The following is a 15,527-nucleotide window of genomic DNA, read 5'->3' on the forward strand; positions in this document are numbered from 1 at the left end:
GTGTCCAGCACCATCTCCACGCCGACCAGCTCGCAGGAGCCGGGCGGCGCCCCGTCGGGCTTCGAGGCCGACCGCAGCGCGGACACCCTCGGCGCGACCGTCCGGGCCTACCTCGACCGGGTCCGCGGCGGTGACCTCGGCGCGCTGCCGGCCATCCTCGGCATCGTCGTCCTCGGGCTGCTGTTCTTCGCGCTGCGGCCCGAGACCTTCCTGACCCCGCGGAACATGGCCAACCTGGCCGACCAGGCAGCGCCGATCATCATCCTGGCGATGGGGCTGGTCTTCATCCTGCTGCTGGGCGAGATCGACCTGTCCGCCGGCGTGGTCAGCGGCGTCTGCGCCGCGGTCATGGCCAAGCTGCTCGCCGACGCCGGCTCACCGTGGTGGATCGCGGTCCTGGCGGCCATCGCCACCGGCGTGGTCATCGGCCTGTTCACCGGCAGCCTCGTCGGGATGGTCGGCATCCCGTCGTTCGTCGTGACCCTCGCGCTGTTCCTGGGCTGGCAGGGCTTCACCCTGCGGCTCATCGGCGAGGGTGGCACGGTGCCGGTGCGCGACCCGGTGATCTCGGCGATCAGCGACAAGAACGTGCCGGTCGCGCTCGGCTGGGTCCTCGCCCTGCTGACCATCGCCGCCTACGCCGCGCTGCAGCTCAACCGGTTCCGCGTGCAGAAGGCCAAGGGCCTGGCGCACGCCCCGCTCGCGGTGGTGCTCGTCCGGATCGGCGTGATCGCCGCGGTCGTCGTCCTGGTGACGGCGGTCCTGAGCGTCGACCGCGCCCCGGCTCCCGGCGTGGTGCTGGCCGGCATCCCGTACGCGATCCCGCTCGTGGTCATCCTGCTGCTGTTCCTGACCTTCGTGCTCGGCCGGACGGGCTTCGGCCGGCACGTCTACGCGGTCGGCGGTAACGCGGAGGCCTCCCGGCGCGCCGGCATCAACGTCACGAGGATCCGCGTGAGCGTCTTCGTGATCGGCTCGACGCTGGCCGCGATCAGCGGCATCGTCGCGGCGGCCCGCCTCGGCTCCGTGGCGCCGGGCTCCGGCGGCGGAAACACGCTGCTCTACGCCGTCGGCGCCGCGGTCATCGGTGGCACGAGCCTCTTCGGTGGCCGGGGCCGGGTGCGTGACGCCGTCCTCGGTGGCCTGGTCGTGGCGATCATCGCCAACGGCCTGGGCCTGCTGGGCACCGAGGCCTACCTGAACTTCATCATCACCGGTGGAGTCCTCCTGCTGGCCGCCAGCGTCGACGCGCTGGCCCGGCGGCGGGCCGCGGCCACGGGGCACTAACTCCGCGAACGCACGACGAGGGGCGGTCCCGGCTCAGGCCGGGGCCGCCCCTCCGTCGTCGCGGGTCAGGCGCGGGAGAGGGCGTCGGTGAGCAGGTCGCGGGTGAGCCCGACCTGCCACTCGCGGGCGCCGCCGGCGCGCAGGGCCGCGGCCACCGTCCCGGCGTCGCGCGGCTCGGGCGGGGTCCACATCAGCCGGCGCACCAGGTCGGGGGAGAGGACGTTCTCCACCGGCACGCTGAGCTCCTCGGACAGGGCCGCGAGGGCCTTGCGCGCGGTCTGCAGCCGGGTGGCCGCCGCGGGGTCGCGGTCGGCCCAGCGGTTGACCGGCGGCGGCCCGTCACCGGGGCGGCTGTGCGGCGGGAGCTCCGCCTCCGGCAGCGCCCGGCCGCGGGCCAGCGCGCCGAACCAGGTGCCCACCAGCCGCCGGTTGGCCCGGCCGCGGAAGACCGGCAGCTCCAGCAGCGCGGCCTCGGTCTGCGGATCGGCCTGGACGGCGGCGACCATCGCGGCGTCGGGCAGCACCCGGCCGGGGGCGACGTCGCGGCGGCGGGCCAGGTCGTCGCGCGCCTGCCACAGCGAGCGGAGCATGCCGAGCTGACGGCGGTTGCGCAGCCCGTGCACGCCGGACGTGCGCCGCCACGGGTCCTGCCGCGGCGCCGGCGGGCCGGCGGCGAGGATGGCGGCGAACTCCTGCCGCGCCCACTCGGTCTTGCCCTGCTCCTCGAGCAGCGCGGCGAGTGCGTCGCGGAGGTCGACGAGCACCTCGACGTCGAGGGCGGCGTAGACCAGCCACTCCTCGGGCAGCGGGCGGGTGCTCCAGTCGGCCGCCGAGTGCCCCTTGACCAGCGAGTACCCGAGCAGCGACTCGACGACGGCGGCCAGCCCCACCCGCGGCAGCCCGGCGAGGCGGGCGGCCAGCTCGGTGTCGAAGACCCGGCCCGGGACCATGCCGATCTCGGCCAGGCACGGCAGGTCCTGGTTGGCGGCGTGCAGCACCCACTCGGCGTCGGCGATCGCGTCCTGCACGACCGAGAGGCCCCCGAGCGGGACGGGGTCGACCAGCCCGGTGCCCGCGCCGGCGCGGCGCAGCTGCACCAGGTAGGCGCGCTGGCCGTACCGGTAGCCGGAGGCGCGCTCGGCGTCGACGGCGACCGGGCCGGTGCCCGCCCGCAGGGCGTCGGCGTAGCGCGCGAGCGCGTCGGGGGTGTCGACGACCGGCGGCAGGCCGTCGCGCGGGGCGAGCAGGGGCACCGGGGCGGGCGCCTCCGGAGCGGACTCCGGGGCGGTCTCCAGGCCGTCGAGGGGGAGGGGCTCGGTGCTCAGTTGCCGTCCACCTACCCGCCGTCCCGTCCGTACGCGCCACCGGTCCCGCCGGCTCCCGGGGTGTGCGGGCCGAGCGGCGCGGACCCGGGGGAGTGCGTCCCGTCACCACCGATGGTAGTGACCGCGGCGGACCGGCCGGTCAGGGGGCGGTGGTCAGGGCGTGCCGGGGACCGGACCGGACGGGCCCAGCAGCGCGACGCCCGGCGGCGGCAGCCCGGCCGCGTGGGCGAGCACCTGCAGCCAGGCGTCGAGGTGGCGGCCGAGCGCGGTGTCCTCGGCGGTCCACGAGGCGCGGAGCTCGACGTCGACGGTGTGCTCGGGACCGGCGAGGTCGCCGAAGCGGGTCGAGGCGGTGCGGGTGACCGTGCCGCCGAGCGCGTGCGAGGCCGCGCCGCACTCCTGCAGGGCGTCGGTCAGCCAGCTCCAGGCGACCTCGGAGAACATCGCGTCGTCGACCATGTGCTCGTCGGTGCTCGCCGACAGGTACCCGACGCAGCGGGTGGTGCCGTCCCAGGCCTCGTGGCCGTCGGGGTCGTGCAGCACGATGAACCGGGCGACGGCCACCTCGACCTCGTCGTCGCCCTCTCCCTCGACGACCCGCGCGGCCAGCGCGTGCGCGTAGGGCGCCAGGCGCTGCGGCGGCGGGATCGTCTCGAGGACGACCTCGGGGCGCACCCGCACCGCGGCCAGGGACTCCAGGCCCGCGACGAAGGCGGCCGGACGGTCGTCGGAGCCCGCACGCGCACCGGACCCGTCCCGGGACCCGGCCAGGCTGTGTGGCTCCACGCTCGCAGGGTAGGGGCCGCGGGCCCGGTCTGTCTCGGACGCGCCGCCGCTGCGGGGTCTGGGAGGATCGGGCGTCGTGAGCACCGCACCCGCCGTCCCGCCGTCCCCCGCCGACTCGGACCTCGTGCGGGCCGCCCGCGGCCTCCCCGTCGGCCGGACGCCGGTGTGGTTCATGCGGCAGGCCGGCCGGTCGCTGCCGGAGTACCGGGCGCTGCGCGCGGGGACGGCGATGCTCGAGGCCTGCCAGGACCCCGACCTGGTCACCGAGATCACCCTGCAGCCGGTCCGACGGCACGGCGTGGACGCCGCGATCCTCTTCTCCGACATCGTGCTGCCGCTGGTGGTGGCCGGGGTCGACATCGAGATCAAGCCCGGCGTCGGCCCGGTGGTGGCGAGCCCGGTGCGCACCGTCGCCGACGTCGACGCGCTGCCCGACCTCGAGCCCGACCGGCTGGAGTTCCTCGCGACGGCGGTGCGCCGGCTGGTCGCCGAGCTCGGCCCGACGCCGCTCATCGGCTTCGCCGGGGCGCCGTTCACGCTGGCGACCTACCTGATCGAGGGCGGCCCGTCCAAGGAGCACGCCCGCACCAAGGCCTTCATGTACGCCGAGCCGGAGGCGTGGACCCGGCTGCTCGACCGCCTCGCCGTCTCCGCCGCGACCTTCCTGCGCACCCAGATCGACAACGGCGCCGCGGCGGTGCAGCTGTTCGACTCCTGGGCCGGCGTGCTGTCCGCCGCCGACTACGGCACCCGCGTGCTGCCGCACTCGCGGGCGGTGTTCGACGGGCTCGGCGACCGGGACGTGCCGCGCATCCACTTCGGCGTCGGCACCGGCGAGCTGCTCGCGCTGATCGGCGACGCGGGGGCCGACGTCGTCGGCGTCGACTGGCGGGTGCCGCTGGACGAGGCCGCCCGCCGGGTGGGGCCGCAGCGCTCGCTGCAGGGCAACCTCGACCCGGCCGTGCTGCTGGCCGACCGGGGGACCGTCGACCGCGAGGTGCGCCGCGTCGTCGAGCAGGGCCGCGCCGCCCGCGGGCACGTGTTCAACCTCGGCCACGGCGTCCTGCCCGAGACCGACCCCGGCGTGCTCACCCACGTCGTCGAGCTGGTGCACGAGCTGTCCGTCCGATGAGCCGGGTCGTCGTCGTCGGGGCCGGCATCGCCGGGCTGACCGCGGCGTTCGAGTGGCGCCGGCGGCGGCCCGCCGACGAGGTCGTCGTCGTGGAGGCCGGCGGGCGGATCGGCGGCAAGCTCGACCGGGTCGAGCTCGCCGGCGTCTGGTACGACACCGGCCCCGAGGCGGTGCTGGCCCGGGTGCCGGAGGCGGTCGAGCTGGTCGAGGACCTGGGCCTGGCCGACCGGCTGGTCGCGCCGCACACCACGCAGGCGTCGATCGTGCTCCCCGACGGCCGCCACCCGCTGCCCCCGGGCACCGTGCAGGGCGTGCCGACGTCGGCCGACGGGCTGGCCGGCGTGCTCACCCCCGACGGCGTCGCGCGGGTGCGCGCGGAGGCCGACCTGCCGCCGCTGCGCCTGGAGGGCGACGTCTCCGTCGGCGGGCTGCTGCGCGCCCGGCTGGGCGACGAGGTGGTCGACCGGCTGGTCGAGCCGCTGCTCGGCGGCGTCTACGCCGGCCGCCCCGACGACCTCTCGCTGGCGGCGACCATGCCCGCGCTGGCCGCCGAGCTCGCCCGCGCCGACTCGGTGCTCGCCGCCGCGCTCGCCGCCCGGGACGCCGGCGCCCGCAGCCGCGGTGACGCCGACGGGCCGGTGTTCGTCACCGTGGCCGACGGGATCGGCGCGCTGCCCGCCGCGCTGGTGGCGGCGTCGGGCGCGCAGGTGCGGCTGCGCACGCCGGCGCACGCGATCCGCCGCGCGGGCGGCCGGCTGGAGGTGGCGGTCGGGCCGACCGCGGCGCCCGAGGTGCTGGCGGCCGACGCCGTCGTCGTCACCGCGCCGGCCGGGAAAGCCGCGCGGCTCCTGGCCGGGGTGGCGCCGGACGCCGTCGAGCCGCTGCGCGGCATCCCGTACGCCTCGATGGCCGTCGTCGCGATGGCGTTCCCCGCCCAGCCGGTCGACGCCGGGTCGGGGCTGCTCGTCCCGCCGGTGACCGGGCGGCTCGTCAAGGGCGTGACGGTGTCGTCGTCGAAGTGGCCGCACCTGTCCGGCGACGGCCTGCTGCGGGTGCGGGCGTCGGTGGGCCGCTACGGCGACGAGGTGCAGCTGCAACGGGACGACGACGACCTGACCGCCGCGGTGGTCGCCGACGTCGCCGACCTGCTCGGCCTCGAGCGCCGGGAGCCGGTGGAGGCGCGCCTGGTGCGCTGGGGAGGCGGGCTGCCGCAGTACCTGGTCGGGCACCCGCAGCGGGTGGTGGCGGTGCGCGACGCCGTCGCCGCGGTGCCGGGGCTGGCGGTGGCGGGCGCGGCCTACGACGGCGTCGGCGTCCCGGCGTGCATCCGCGGCGCGCGCCGGGCCGTGGAGGCCCTGGCCTGACCTGGGCTGACAGGCTGTGCCGGTGACCTCCTCCCTCGTCCTGCGGACCGCCCTGCTCGGGGTCGCCGCCGGCGGCCGCAGCTCCCTGGGCCTCGCGGTCCCCGCGCTCGTCGCCTCCCGGCGCCGGCCGGTGCGGCTGGCCGCGCTCGCCGCCGTCGCGGGGGAGCTGGTGGCCGACAAGCTGCCGGCCACGCCGTCCCGGACGATCCCGCCGAGCGTCGCCGTCCGGCTCGCGGCGGGCGCCGGTGGCGGCGCGCTGCTGGCCCGCCGGCAGGGCGGCCGGCTGCTGCCGGCGCTCGCGGGCGCGGCCGGTGCCGCGGCGGGGACCCTCGGCGGCGCGCGGTGGCGGCGGCTCGCCGGGCGGCGGGTGCCGGACCTCGCGGCGGCGCTCGCCGAGGACGTCGTCGTCGTGACGATCGCCTCGCTGGCCGGCCGGGGGAGCGGCGCCCAGCGCTGACCGGCCGCGCGACAATGGGGGCATGAGCGAGCAGACGGAGACCAAGAGCGTCGGCAAGCGGGCCACCGAGCTCAACGCCCTCATCCGCTACACGATGTGGTCGGTGTTCCGGCTCGCCCGGCCGCTGGCCGACGACCGGCGGACCGCCGCCGCCGACGAGGTCGCCGGGCTGTTCGAGGAGTTGGCCGGCAAGGGCGTCGTCGTCCGCGGGACCTACGACCTCGCCGGGCTGCGCGCCGACGCCGACCTCATGGTCTGGTGGCACGCCGAGTCGCCGGAGGCGCTGCAGGAGGCCTACACCCGGCTGCGCCGCACCCAGCTCGGCCGCGCGCTGGAGCCGGTGTGGTCGCAGATGGCGCTGCACCGCCCGGCGGAGTTCAACCGCAGCCACATCCCGGCGTTCCTCGCCGACGAGGAGCCGCGGCGCTACGTCTGCGTCTACCCGTTCGTGCGGTCCTACGAGTGGTACCTGCTGCCCGACGAGGAGCGGCGGGACATGCTCAAGGAGCACGGCATGCAGGCCCGGCCCTACCCGGACGTGCGGGCCAACACCGTCGCCTCGTTCGGCCTCGGCGACTACGAGTGGATGCTCGCCTTCGAGGCCGACGAGCTGCACCGCATCGTCGACCTCATGCGCGACCTGCGCGCCAGCCGCGCCCGCCGGCACGTGCGCGAGGAGGTGCCGTTCTACACCGGCATGCGCAAGCCGGTCGCCGAGCTGGTCCGCGACCTGGCCTGAGGCCGGCCCGCGGATGATCAGCTGACCTGATCATGCTGCGTCCTGGCTCACCGTGGGAGGTGAGCCAGGACGCGTCAGCGTGAGCCAGGACGGCGTCCGGAGCCGGTCACCCCTCGGCGGGGACCAGCCGGATGGACACGGAGTTGATGCAGTAGCGGTCGCCGGTCGGCGTCTGCGGGGCGTCGTCGAAGACGTGGCCGAGGTGGCTGTGGCAGGTGCCGCAGAGGACCTCGGTGCGGACCATCCCGTGGGTGCGGTCCTCGCGGAGCACCACGTTGTCCGCCGACGACGGCTCGTAGAACGACGGCCAGCCGCAGTGCGAGTCGAACTTGGTCTGCGAGCGGAACAGCTCGGCGCCGCAGGCGCGGCAGGCGTAGACGCCGACGGTCGTCGTGTCGACGTACTCCCCGGTCCACGGCCGCTCGGTGCCGGCCTGGCGCAGCACCGCGTACTCCTGCGGGGACAGCTGGGCGCGCCACTCCTCCTCGCTCTTGGTCACCTTCGGCTGCGAAGCGGACGTCGTCATGCCCGGGAGAACGGCCCGGGTTCCCGCCGGATTCCCCGCCTCACCGGCCCAGGCCCGCCTCCCGCGCCCGCACGATCGCCTGCGCGCGGTCGGTGACCTGCAGCTTGGTCAGCACGTTGGAGACGACGTTGCGCACCGTCTTCGGCGACAGGTACAGCACCGCGGCGATCTGCGCGTTCGACCGCCCCGCGGCGACCAGCTCCAGCACCTCGCGCTCGCGGGCGGTCAGCTGCGGGAACGCCGTCTCCGGCCCGGCCGGGCCGGCGGTGAAGAACTCGGCGATCCGCCGGGCCAGCGCCGGGCCGAACACCGCCCCGCCCGAGGCGACGGTGGTGATCGCGCGGACCACCTCCTCCTGGTCGGCGCCCTTGAGCAGGTAGCCGCGGGCACCGGCGCGGACGGCGGCGAACACCGTCCCGTCGTCCTCGCTCATGGTCAGCACCACCACGCCCACCGACGGCGCCTCCCCGGCGATCCGCCGGGTGGCCTCGATGCCGTCGAGCAGCGGCATCTGCACGTCCATCACCACGACGTCGGGCAGCTGCTCGCGCACCACCTCGACCGCGGCCGCGCCGTCGGCCGCGGTGCCGACCACCTCCAGGCCCGGTACCGAGCCGAGCAGCAGCGCCAGCCCGTCCCGGTAGACCGGGTGGTCGTCGGCGACGACGATCCGCAACGCCTCATCGGGCTCGGTCACCCGTTGCTCCTCCCTCGACGGGCAGCACCGCCCGCACCTCCGTCCCGCCGTCGGGCGGGCAGCTCACCGTGCACCGGCCACCGAGCTCAGCGGCCCGCTCCCGCAGCGACACCAGCCCGACGCCGGCCGCCCGGTCGGGCGCGATCCCGACGCCGTCGTCGGCCACCGCGACGACGAGGTCGCCGCCCGTGCGGGCCAGCGTGACCCGCACGCGGGAGGCGGCGGCGTGCCGCGCCGCGTTGGCCAGAGCCTCCGATGCGATCCGGTAGGCGGCCACCTCGACGGCGGCCGGCAGGTCGGCCGGGCCGTCGGCGTCCACGGTCACCATGACCGGCGCGGGGAGCAGCCGCTCGGCCTGCTGGCGCACCGCCCCGGCCAGGCCGAGGTCGTCGAGCGCGGGCGGGCGCAGGTCGTGCACGAGCCGGCGGACGTCGGCCAGCGCGGCGGAGACGTCGTCGCGGGCCTGGCGCAGCAGCCGGTCGGCGTCCTCGGGGCGGGCGGCCGCGAGGTTGCGGGCGGTGTCGATGCGCAGCACCACGGCGCCCAGCGAGGGGCCGAGCCCGTCGTGCAGGTCGCGGCGCAGCCGGCGGCGCTCCTCCTCCCGCGCGGTGACCAGCTGCTCGCGGCTGGCCTGCAGCTGCGCGGCCAGCGAGCTCGCGCGGGCGGCCGCGGCGGCCTGCCGGACGACGTCGGCGAGCAGCCGCTCGTCGCGGGTGACCAGCTGCGCGCGGACGCCGTCGCGGGGGAGCAGCAGCCGGCCGACCTGCTCGCCGCGGTAGGCGATCGGCAGCGACTGCACCGCGGTCGGGCGGGTGCCGTGCTCGGCGACCAGCCGGCCCCCGTCGGCGGAGTCCACCTCGACGCCGACGTACGGCGTGCGGAACGCCCCGGCGATCCCGGCGGCGACCGCCATGAGCTGCTCCTCGGCGCCGTCGGAGCGCTCCAGTCGCTCGGCCAGGCCGGAGACGACGCGGTAGGGGTCCTCCCGCTCGCCGAGCACCCAGCGGCGGACCAGCCGCCACAGCGGCGCGCGCAGCGGTACGTAGACGCCGGCGACGAGCAGCAGGGTGAGCAGCGTGGCGTCGCGCCGGCCGAGGGTGTCGCCGAGCAGGGCGCCGGCGGCGGCGAGCACCAGCAGGTCGAGCAGCACCACGCCGACGGCGAGGCCGCCGTAGACCAGGGTGCCGCCGAGCAGCCGGTCGACGTCGACCGCGCGCGGCCGCAGCACGCCCACCGCCACCGCCGACCCGGTCAGCGCCACGGCGGAGGCCAGCGCCAGGGTGCTCGGGTCGGCGGGCAGCAGCAGCGTGGCGAGCATGACGAGGACGTCGACGACCGCGGCCCACAGCAGCCAGCGCATCCGGGTGCGGTCCTCGCCGTCGGCCCGCCGGTACCGGGCGACCACCGACGCGGCCGGGACCGCGATCCCCAGCACCGCCAGCGGGAAGCCGATCCGCAGCAGCGGCAGCGCGACGGCGGCGGGCAGCGGCAGCGAGGTGAGGTCCAGGTCGAGGGCGCCGTAGGCGGGCGCGATCGCCGTCCCCTCGTCGGCGGTGAAGGCCACGTCCGCGGGGACGACGAGCAGCAGCGCCGGCAGCAGCGCCGTCGAGGCGAGGCCGGCCATGCTCAGCGGGCGCCACCGGCCGCCGGGCAGCCGGCCGTCGGGGTAGAGCAGGAGCAGCAGCGGCAGCCCGAGCAGCAGGGCCGAGCCGAGCCGCTCGACGGTCCAGAACGCCAGGCTGCCGCCGGCCCGCGGGGTGCCGTCCTGCAGCGACCACGACACCCACGACTCGGCGAGCCCGTCGACGGCCCAGAACGCGGCCGTGCCCGCCACCACCCACGAGACGGCGTTGCGCGGCGCGCGCAGCAGCAGGAGCGCCGCGGGGACGGCGAGCGCGAGGCCGGGCAGGGTGGCCGGCCAGCCCGGCTCCCGGCCGAGCGCCGTCCGCACCGCCGAGGGCGTGGTGGCGTCGAGGACCGCGGCGGTGACCGCCGAGCCGACGACCACGGCGAGGACTCCTGCGGCCGCCGTCGTCCGGGCCCACCGCCGCCCGCCGGCACCGGGCTGCCGGTGGAAGGGCTCCGGTGCCGGATCGGTCCGCCCGTCCACCGGGGCCTGCGCCTGCACGCGCGCATCCTCGCCTGCCGGTGTCCCGATGGGCACGAGGCAGCCGTCCCGTGTCCCCCGGGACACGGGACGGGACCGGATCCGTGGCGGCGGGCCCTGGGTGCCCGGGACGCGTCCCCGCGACGGTCCTCCCCGAACGGCGCACACGGCGCCGCACGACGACGGAGGACCCCGATGTCCCTCACCACCACCCCCGCCCCCGCCCGCACCGACCTCGCCGCAGCCACCGGCACCCGGCCCGCCGCCTCGATCCGCTCGGTGCGCACGGCCGGGATCGCGGTGACCACCGGCTCCGCCTCCTGGGCGGCCGCCTGCGCCCTGCTCGGGACGACGCCGCCGGCCGGTACCTGGCAGGCCGCGGTGGTCAACCTGACGGCGTTCGCCTTCCAGCTCGGTCTCGTGTTCCTGGTGTCGGCGCAGATGCGCACCGGGGCGATCGGCACCGGCCGGCTGGCCCGGACCCTGCTGCACGTCGAGCACGCGCTGCTCGCGGTGGCGATGGTGTCGTCCCTGATGTGGGCCCTGACGCCCTCGCTCTACGACACCGGCTTCTTCGTCGTGATCGACCTGTTCTGGCCGCTGTCGATGCTCGGCATGGCCGCCATCGGCGTCCGCATCGCGATCGCCGGGCGGTGGACGGGCGTGGCCCGCTTCTGGCCGACGGTCGCCGAGAGCTGGGCGCCGGTCACCGTGCCCACGGCGTTCCTGCTGCCCTCGGTCACCCAGTACGTCGGCGCCGCCCACCTGCTCGTCGGCTACGTGGTCCTCGGGATCGTCCTGGCCACCCGCCCGCACCTGACCGGCGCGCGCTGATCCCCGACCGCGGCGCCCCGCCCTCCCGTGACCCGGGTGGCGGGGCGCCGTCGCGTGCGGCGGAGACTTCCCGGGTGACACCTCCTGGCCAGCCGCCGCTCGACCGGCCCCTGCCCGACACCTGGTTCCGCCGCGACCTGCCCGTGCTGCGGGCCATCGCCCGGCTGGTCGACGAGCCGAAGCACGGCGGCGCGCCGTACCTGCTCGGCTCCGTCGTCCCCGGCAGCGGGCTGCCGAAGGCCGACGTCATCGCCGCGGCCAAGGCGCTCGCCGCCGCCGGCTACATCGAGCCGCTGACCAACCACGCCGGCGACATCGTCCGCATCACCGGCATCTCCGCCGAGGCCCGTCGGCTCGCGGGGCTGTGGCCGACCCCGCAGGGGGAGTGGGAGCGGCTGCTCGAGCAGGCGGCCACCCGCGCGGAGAAGGCGCCGACCGACGTCGAGCGGCAGCGCTGGCGGGCCTTCGCCGACGCGGCGCAGGCGGTGGGGCCGGACGCGGGGGCGCTGTTCATGCAGGCGCTCGTCGGCGGCTACGTGCCCCGGGCCCGCTGAACCGGTCCCGGACGCGACAGCGCCCCCGCCCGGGGGACCGGACGGGGGCGCTGGCGGAGGCTCAGGCGATCAGAGCGGGGTGACGTTCGCCGCCTGCGGGCCCTTCTGACCCTGCTCGACGTCGAACGAGATGCGCTGCCCCTCGTCGAGCGTGCGGTAACCGCTGGTCTGGATGGCCGAGTAGTGGACGAAGACGTCCGGTCCGCCACCGTCAGGGGTGGCGAAGCCGAACCCCTTCTCCGCGTTGAACCACTTGACAGTTCCTTCGGGCATTGCGCTCGCTCCTAGCTGCGATGGTGCATCGGGGTCCTGCCAGTGCGCAGGGCCTTCCCGACGGGCAGACCATAGCCGTCTCGACCCCTTCCGGTCGCCCCGGGGCGCGCGCGTCGGCTCCCGGACCTGCCGGGACCGGTCTTGCGGGAATCGTGCGGTTCCGCGGAGAGAGGCCTGCGGGAGGCCGGTCAGGGTGGGCGGTGCCGGGACGGACCCCGGCCCGCCGACCCGAGGAGCCCGTCATGGAGACCACCGCGCGTCCCACCGAGCCGCTGGTGCTCGTCGAGATCGCCGACCTCGATGCCGCCGACCTCGACGCCCTGCTGGCCGCGGAGCTGGAGGAGCGCCCGGTCGAGTTCGCCGAGCTGCTCGCCGACGTCCTGCGCTCCACCGGCACCGCCGCGGCCCTGGCGCACCGCCTGGGCGCGCACGCCGCCCTGCTCGCCGACTGAGCACCCCTCGATCTCGCCGGCCCGACCCGCGCCACGGGGGTGGGGGTCGGGCCGGCGGTCACGACTCGCAGCCGACGCCGTCGTCGTCGCGGTCGAACTTCTCGTCCCAGCCGGGGTCCCCGGGGTGGATGGGAGCAGCCCCGGCGGCGCGGACGGCGTCGCAGTTGGCGTAGCTGACCGAGGTGTCGGGCACGGGCGCGGGTACGGGCACGGGAGCAGGGGCCGGTGCAGGAGCGGGTGCCGGGGCCGGCGTGGTCGGGCGGGTGGTCGTGGGCGCCGGGGTGATCGGCGCCGGGGTGGTCGGCGCCGCCGTCCGCGGCACGGCGGCGACCACGCCGCCGGGCAGCGGCTCGGCGGGGCAGGTGCTCAGCACGGTGGCGATCGCGTTGCGCTCGGCCTGGGTCATCCAGAGTCCGTAGCTGACCTTCACCGCCACCTGCCGGGCCACGTACGCGCAGCGGTAGGAGCGGTCCGGCGGCAGCCACGTCGCGGCGTCGCCGTCGCCTTTCTGCATGTTCAGCGGCCCGTCGACGGCGAGCAGGTTGAGCGGGTCGTTGGCGAACCGGGCGCGGCGGCCGCCGTCCCACTGCTGGGCGCCCTTCTGCCACGCGTCCGACAGCGCGACGACGTGGTCGATCTGGACGTCGTCGCTGGTGGTCTGCCCGCGCTGGAAGGCGATGGTCCGGCCGGAGTAGGGGTCGTCGAGGGTCCCGGTCAGGACGACGCAGTCCCGGGTGCCCGGCCTGAACGTCTCGCCGGTCAGGTCGCGGGCGAGGACGTCGTTGCGGGTGTCGCAGCCGTTGCGGTCGGTGTCCACCCAGCCGTTGCCGAACAGGTCGCGGTCGTAGCCGGTGCGCGGCGCCCGGCCCTGCACCGGGACGGCGGCGAGGGCGGCGAGCGCGGTGGTGGGGGCGGCGGACCCGACGGCGTCGTCGGTGGCGTCGTCGGAGAGCAGCCCGGTGGCGGAGTCGACCGCGGGGACGGCGGTCTCGGCGGTCTCCGACTGCTCCAGTGCCTCCTCGGCGGCCTCGGTCGCGGCCTCCGCGGCGGCGCTCTCCTCGGCCGCGGAGGTGGTGGGCGCGGCCGCGGAGGTGCGTGCGGGCGCCGAGGCGGCGGTCGGCTCCGCGCGCGGCGCCGTCGCCCCGCCGACGACGACGGCCGCGAGGCCCGCCGCGACCACGGCACCCCCGACCCGGCGGGAGGCGATGAACGCCCACCGCGCCCGGCCGGTGACGACCGCGCCGAGGCCGACGAGCAGCGCCACCAGGCCCAGCGCGAGCAGCCCACCGGGCAGCCCCGAGCCGGCGACCCCGGCGACCACGACCAGCACGGCGACCGCGGCGGCGACGCCGAGGACCGCCCGCTGCCGCCGGTCCCGCGAGGGGACCGGCGGGAGGACCGGGGGCAGGAACGGCGCCGGCGCGCGGTCCGCCTCGGCGGAGAAGGCCACCAGGACGTCGAACGGGTCGCTGCCGGCGAAGGGGAACCGGACGTCCACCCGGGTCGCGTCGGCGCCGGGCAGCGCGGCGGCGAAGGCGCGCTCCGCGGGGGAGGGCGAGGTGAGCTGCCGGCCGTCGACCAGGAGCGTCACGCTGCGCCCCGACGGCGCGCGCCGCACCAGGCGCAGCGTGGGCTCGTCCCCCCACGGCTCCGGCGCGACGTCGTAGCCGAGGGCCGCGGCCTTGGACACCACCGCGCGCATCGGCGTCCCCGGCGACCGTCCGGTGTGGTGCCGCAGGACGGCCTGGACGGCAGGGTCGGACAACGACGCCATGTGTGCGCTCCCCGTGGTGTGCTCCGGTGCACCGGCCCGCCATCATCCGACGTGCGGACCCACCGGTACAGGAACCGCAGCGGCCCCGGGGCGCGTGGGGTCAGAGTGGCGAGCCGTGACCTGCCGGCGGCGTGCGGGCGACGTACACGGAGTCGAGCGGGTCGTCGGGGACCTCGTGCACCTCGACGTCGACGAAGCCCGCGGCGGCGAGCATCTGCCGGGCGCGCTGCTCGCCCCACACGGTGCCGAGGCCCGCGCCGCCCTGGGCCAGCGAGACGGTCAGGCAGTGCAGGGTGCTGACGCCGTACAGCCAGGGGGCGAACGGGTTGCCGAGGTTGTCCTCCAGCGCGCTGGCGGCCCGGATGTCCATCATGAGGAAGACGCCGCCGGGCTCGAGGGCGCGGCGGATCCGGGCCAGCACGCCGGCCGGGTCGGCCTGGTCGTGGATCGCGTCGAACGCGAGGACGGCGCCGAACGGCGGGTCGACCGGCACCTCGGTCGCGTCGCACACCTCGAACGCGGCGTTGGCCAGGCCCTGGTCGGCCGCCTCGGCGCGGGCGCGGGCGATCGCGTCGGCGGAGAAGTCGTAGCCCACGAACTCCGAGCGGGGGTACGCCCGCGCCAGCAGGTTGATCGCGTGCCCGGTGCCGCAGCCGACGTCGGCCACGCGGGTGCCCTCGGCCAGCCGCTGGGGGAGCCCGCCGGCGAGGGGCACGACGTCGTCCAGGAGGTGGCCGTCGAACAGGCCGCGGTTGCCCTGGTCCATGACGTCGGTGAACTCCGGCCGGAACGCGCTGTAGGGGACGCCGCCGCCGGTCCGGAAGGCCTCGGCGACCTCGCCCACGTGGCGGCCGAGCAGCCCGGTGATCCGGCTCAGCGGCGCGAGGTTCAGCGGGCCGCCGCCGGTCAGGCACGCGGCGTGCTCGGCGGGCAGCGCGTAGCGGCCGGTGGCGGGGGAGTACTCGACGATGCCCGCGGTCACCAGCCCGCCCAGGCACTCGCGGACGTAGCGCTCGGCCAGCCCTGCCCGCGCGGCGATCTCGGCGCTGGTGCCGTCGCCCGCGGCGAGGGCCTCCAGCAGGCCGGTGCGGTACCCGAGGTCGATGAGCAGGGTGACCAGGCTGTCGGTGTAGGCGGACATCAGCCGGCCGGCGAAGGCCTCCACCCGGGCCGGGTCGAGGGTGCGCGGCGCGGTGTGCGTGTCGGCGGTCATCGGGGCT

The 15,527-nt window shown here is 77.0% G+C and carries 16 protein-coding genes; 8 read left to right on the forward strand and 8 right to left on the reverse strand.

The features are described from left to right. The gene (locus ACI79L_RS12195; RefSeq protein WP_456937040.1) at positions 1-1,287 is read left to right on the forward strand and encodes a sugar ABC transporter permease; all 1,287 of its coding nucleotides are present in this window, start codon (positions 1-3) and stop codon (positions 1,285-1,287) included. Between the two features lie 65 nt (positions 1,288-1,352). Here ACI79L_RS12195 and ACI79L_RS12200 read toward each other — a convergent pair whose 3' ends face one another. Next, the gene (locus tag ACI79L_RS12200) at positions 1,353-2,540 is read right to left on the reverse strand and encodes an HRDC domain-containing protein (RefSeq protein WP_456937041.1); all 1,188 of its coding nucleotides are present in this window, start codon (positions 2,538-2,540) and stop codon (positions 1,353-1,355) included. A 225-nt stretch (positions 2,541-2,765) separates the two neighbouring features. Next, a complete protein-coding gene (locus ACI79L_RS12205) occupies positions 2,766-3,398 on the reverse strand; it encodes a DUF3000 domain-containing protein (protein ID WP_456937042.1) in 633 nt (210 codons plus the stop codon). A 76-nt stretch (positions 3,399-3,474) separates the two neighbouring features. Between ACI79L_RS12205 and hemE the strand changes: the two genes are divergently transcribed. From hemE to hemQ, 4 genes are read left to right on the forward strand one after another with little or no spacing between them, the layout of a single operon-like run. After that, positions 3,475-4,530, forward strand: a complete 1,056-nt coding sequence (gene hemE, locus ACI79L_RS12210) for a uroporphyrinogen decarboxylase (RefSeq protein WP_456937043.1) — start codon at positions 3,475-3,477, stop codon at positions 4,528-4,530. Then, a complete protein-coding gene (gene hemG / locus ACI79L_RS12215; RefSeq protein ID WP_456937044.1) occupies positions 4,527-5,894 on the forward strand; it encodes a protoporphyrinogen oxidase in 1,368 nt (455 codons plus the stop codon). Before hemE ends, hemG begins: the two co-directional genes overlap by 4 nt. Before the next feature lie 22 nt (positions 5,895-5,916). Further along, a complete protein-coding gene (locus ACI79L_RS12220) occupies positions 5,917-6,351 on the forward strand; it encodes a hypothetical protein (protein WP_456937045.1) in 435 nt (144 codons plus the stop codon). 22 nt (positions 6,352-6,373) lie between these two features. Next, positions 6,374-7,090, forward strand: a complete 717-nt coding sequence (gene hemQ / locus ACI79L_RS12225; RefSeq protein ID WP_456937046.1) for a hydrogen peroxide-dependent heme synthase — start codon at positions 6,374-6,376, stop codon at positions 7,088-7,090. Between the two features lie 106 nt (positions 7,091-7,196). Here the strand turns inward: hemQ and msrB are convergent, their stop codons facing one another. The 3 genes from msrB to ACI79L_RS12240 are packed head-to-tail and all read right to left on the reverse strand — an operon-like array spanning position 7,197 to position 10,441. Next, positions 7,197-7,616 (reverse strand): peptide-methionine (R)-S-oxide reductase MsrB, encoded by a 420-nt coding sequence (msrB, locus tag ACI79L_RS12230; RefSeq protein WP_456937047.1) that lies wholly within the window; start codon positions 7,614-7,616, stop codon positions 7,197-7,199. Between the two features lie 40 nt (positions 7,617-7,656). Beyond that, complete coding sequence (locus tag ACI79L_RS12235; protein WP_456937048.1) at positions 7,657-8,313, reverse strand: response regulator; 657 nt, start codon at positions 8,311-8,313, stop codon at positions 7,657-7,659. Continuing rightward, the gene (locus ACI79L_RS12240; protein ID WP_456937049.1) at positions 8,297-10,441 is read right to left on the reverse strand and encodes a histidine kinase; all 2,145 of its coding nucleotides are present in this window, start codon (positions 10,439-10,441) and stop codon (positions 8,297-8,299) included. Before ACI79L_RS12240 ends, ACI79L_RS12235 begins: the two co-directional genes overlap by 17 nt. 174 nt (positions 10,442-10,615) lie before the next feature. On the opposite strand from ACI79L_RS12240, the gene ACI79L_RS12245 reads away from it, so the two are divergent. Beyond that, complete coding sequence (locus ACI79L_RS12245) at positions 10,616-11,254, forward strand: hypothetical protein (RefSeq protein WP_456937050.1); 639 nt, start codon at positions 10,616-10,618, stop codon at positions 11,252-11,254. A gap of 74 nt (positions 11,255-11,328) precedes the next feature. Continuing rightward, positions 11,329-11,808 (forward strand): hypothetical protein, encoded by a 480-nt coding sequence (locus tag ACI79L_RS12250; protein WP_456928635.1) that lies wholly within the window; start codon positions 11,329-11,331, stop codon positions 11,806-11,808. A 69-nt stretch (positions 11,809-11,877) separates the two neighbouring features. Here the strand turns inward: ACI79L_RS12250 and ACI79L_RS12255 are convergent, their stop codons facing one another. After that, positions 11,878-12,081, reverse strand: coding sequence for a cold-shock protein (locus ACI79L_RS12255; protein WP_387990932.1), 204 nt, complete (start codon positions 12,079-12,081; stop codon positions 11,878-11,880). Between the two features lie 242 nt (positions 12,082-12,323). Here ACI79L_RS12255 and ACI79L_RS12260 point away from each other — a divergent pair, with 242 nt between their 5' ends. Further along, on the forward strand, positions 12,324-12,533 hold the full coding sequence (locus tag ACI79L_RS12260; protein WP_456937051.1) for a hypothetical protein: 210 nt from the start codon (positions 12,324-12,326) through the stop codon (positions 12,531-12,533). Positions 12,534-12,591: 58 nt separating this feature from the next. Here ACI79L_RS12260 and ACI79L_RS12265 read toward each other — a convergent pair whose 3' ends face one another. Next, positions 12,592-14,307 carry a GmrSD restriction endonuclease domain-containing protein gene (locus tag ACI79L_RS12265; protein WP_456937052.1) on the reverse strand — a complete coding sequence of 572 codons (1,716 nt, stop codon included), beginning with the start codon at positions 14,305-14,307 and terminating at the stop codon, positions 12,592-12,594. Positions 14,308-14,407: 100 nt separating this feature from the next. Next, positions 14,408-15,520 carry a methyltransferase domain-containing protein gene (locus ACI79L_RS12270; RefSeq protein ID WP_456937053.1) on the reverse strand — a complete coding sequence of 371 codons (1,113 nt, stop codon included), beginning with the start codon at positions 15,518-15,520 and terminating at the stop codon, positions 14,408-14,410. Between the last annotated feature and the right edge of the window lie 7 nt (positions 15,521-15,527).

It is taken from the genome of Geodermatophilus sp. SYSU D00684, from assembly GCF_054050455.1.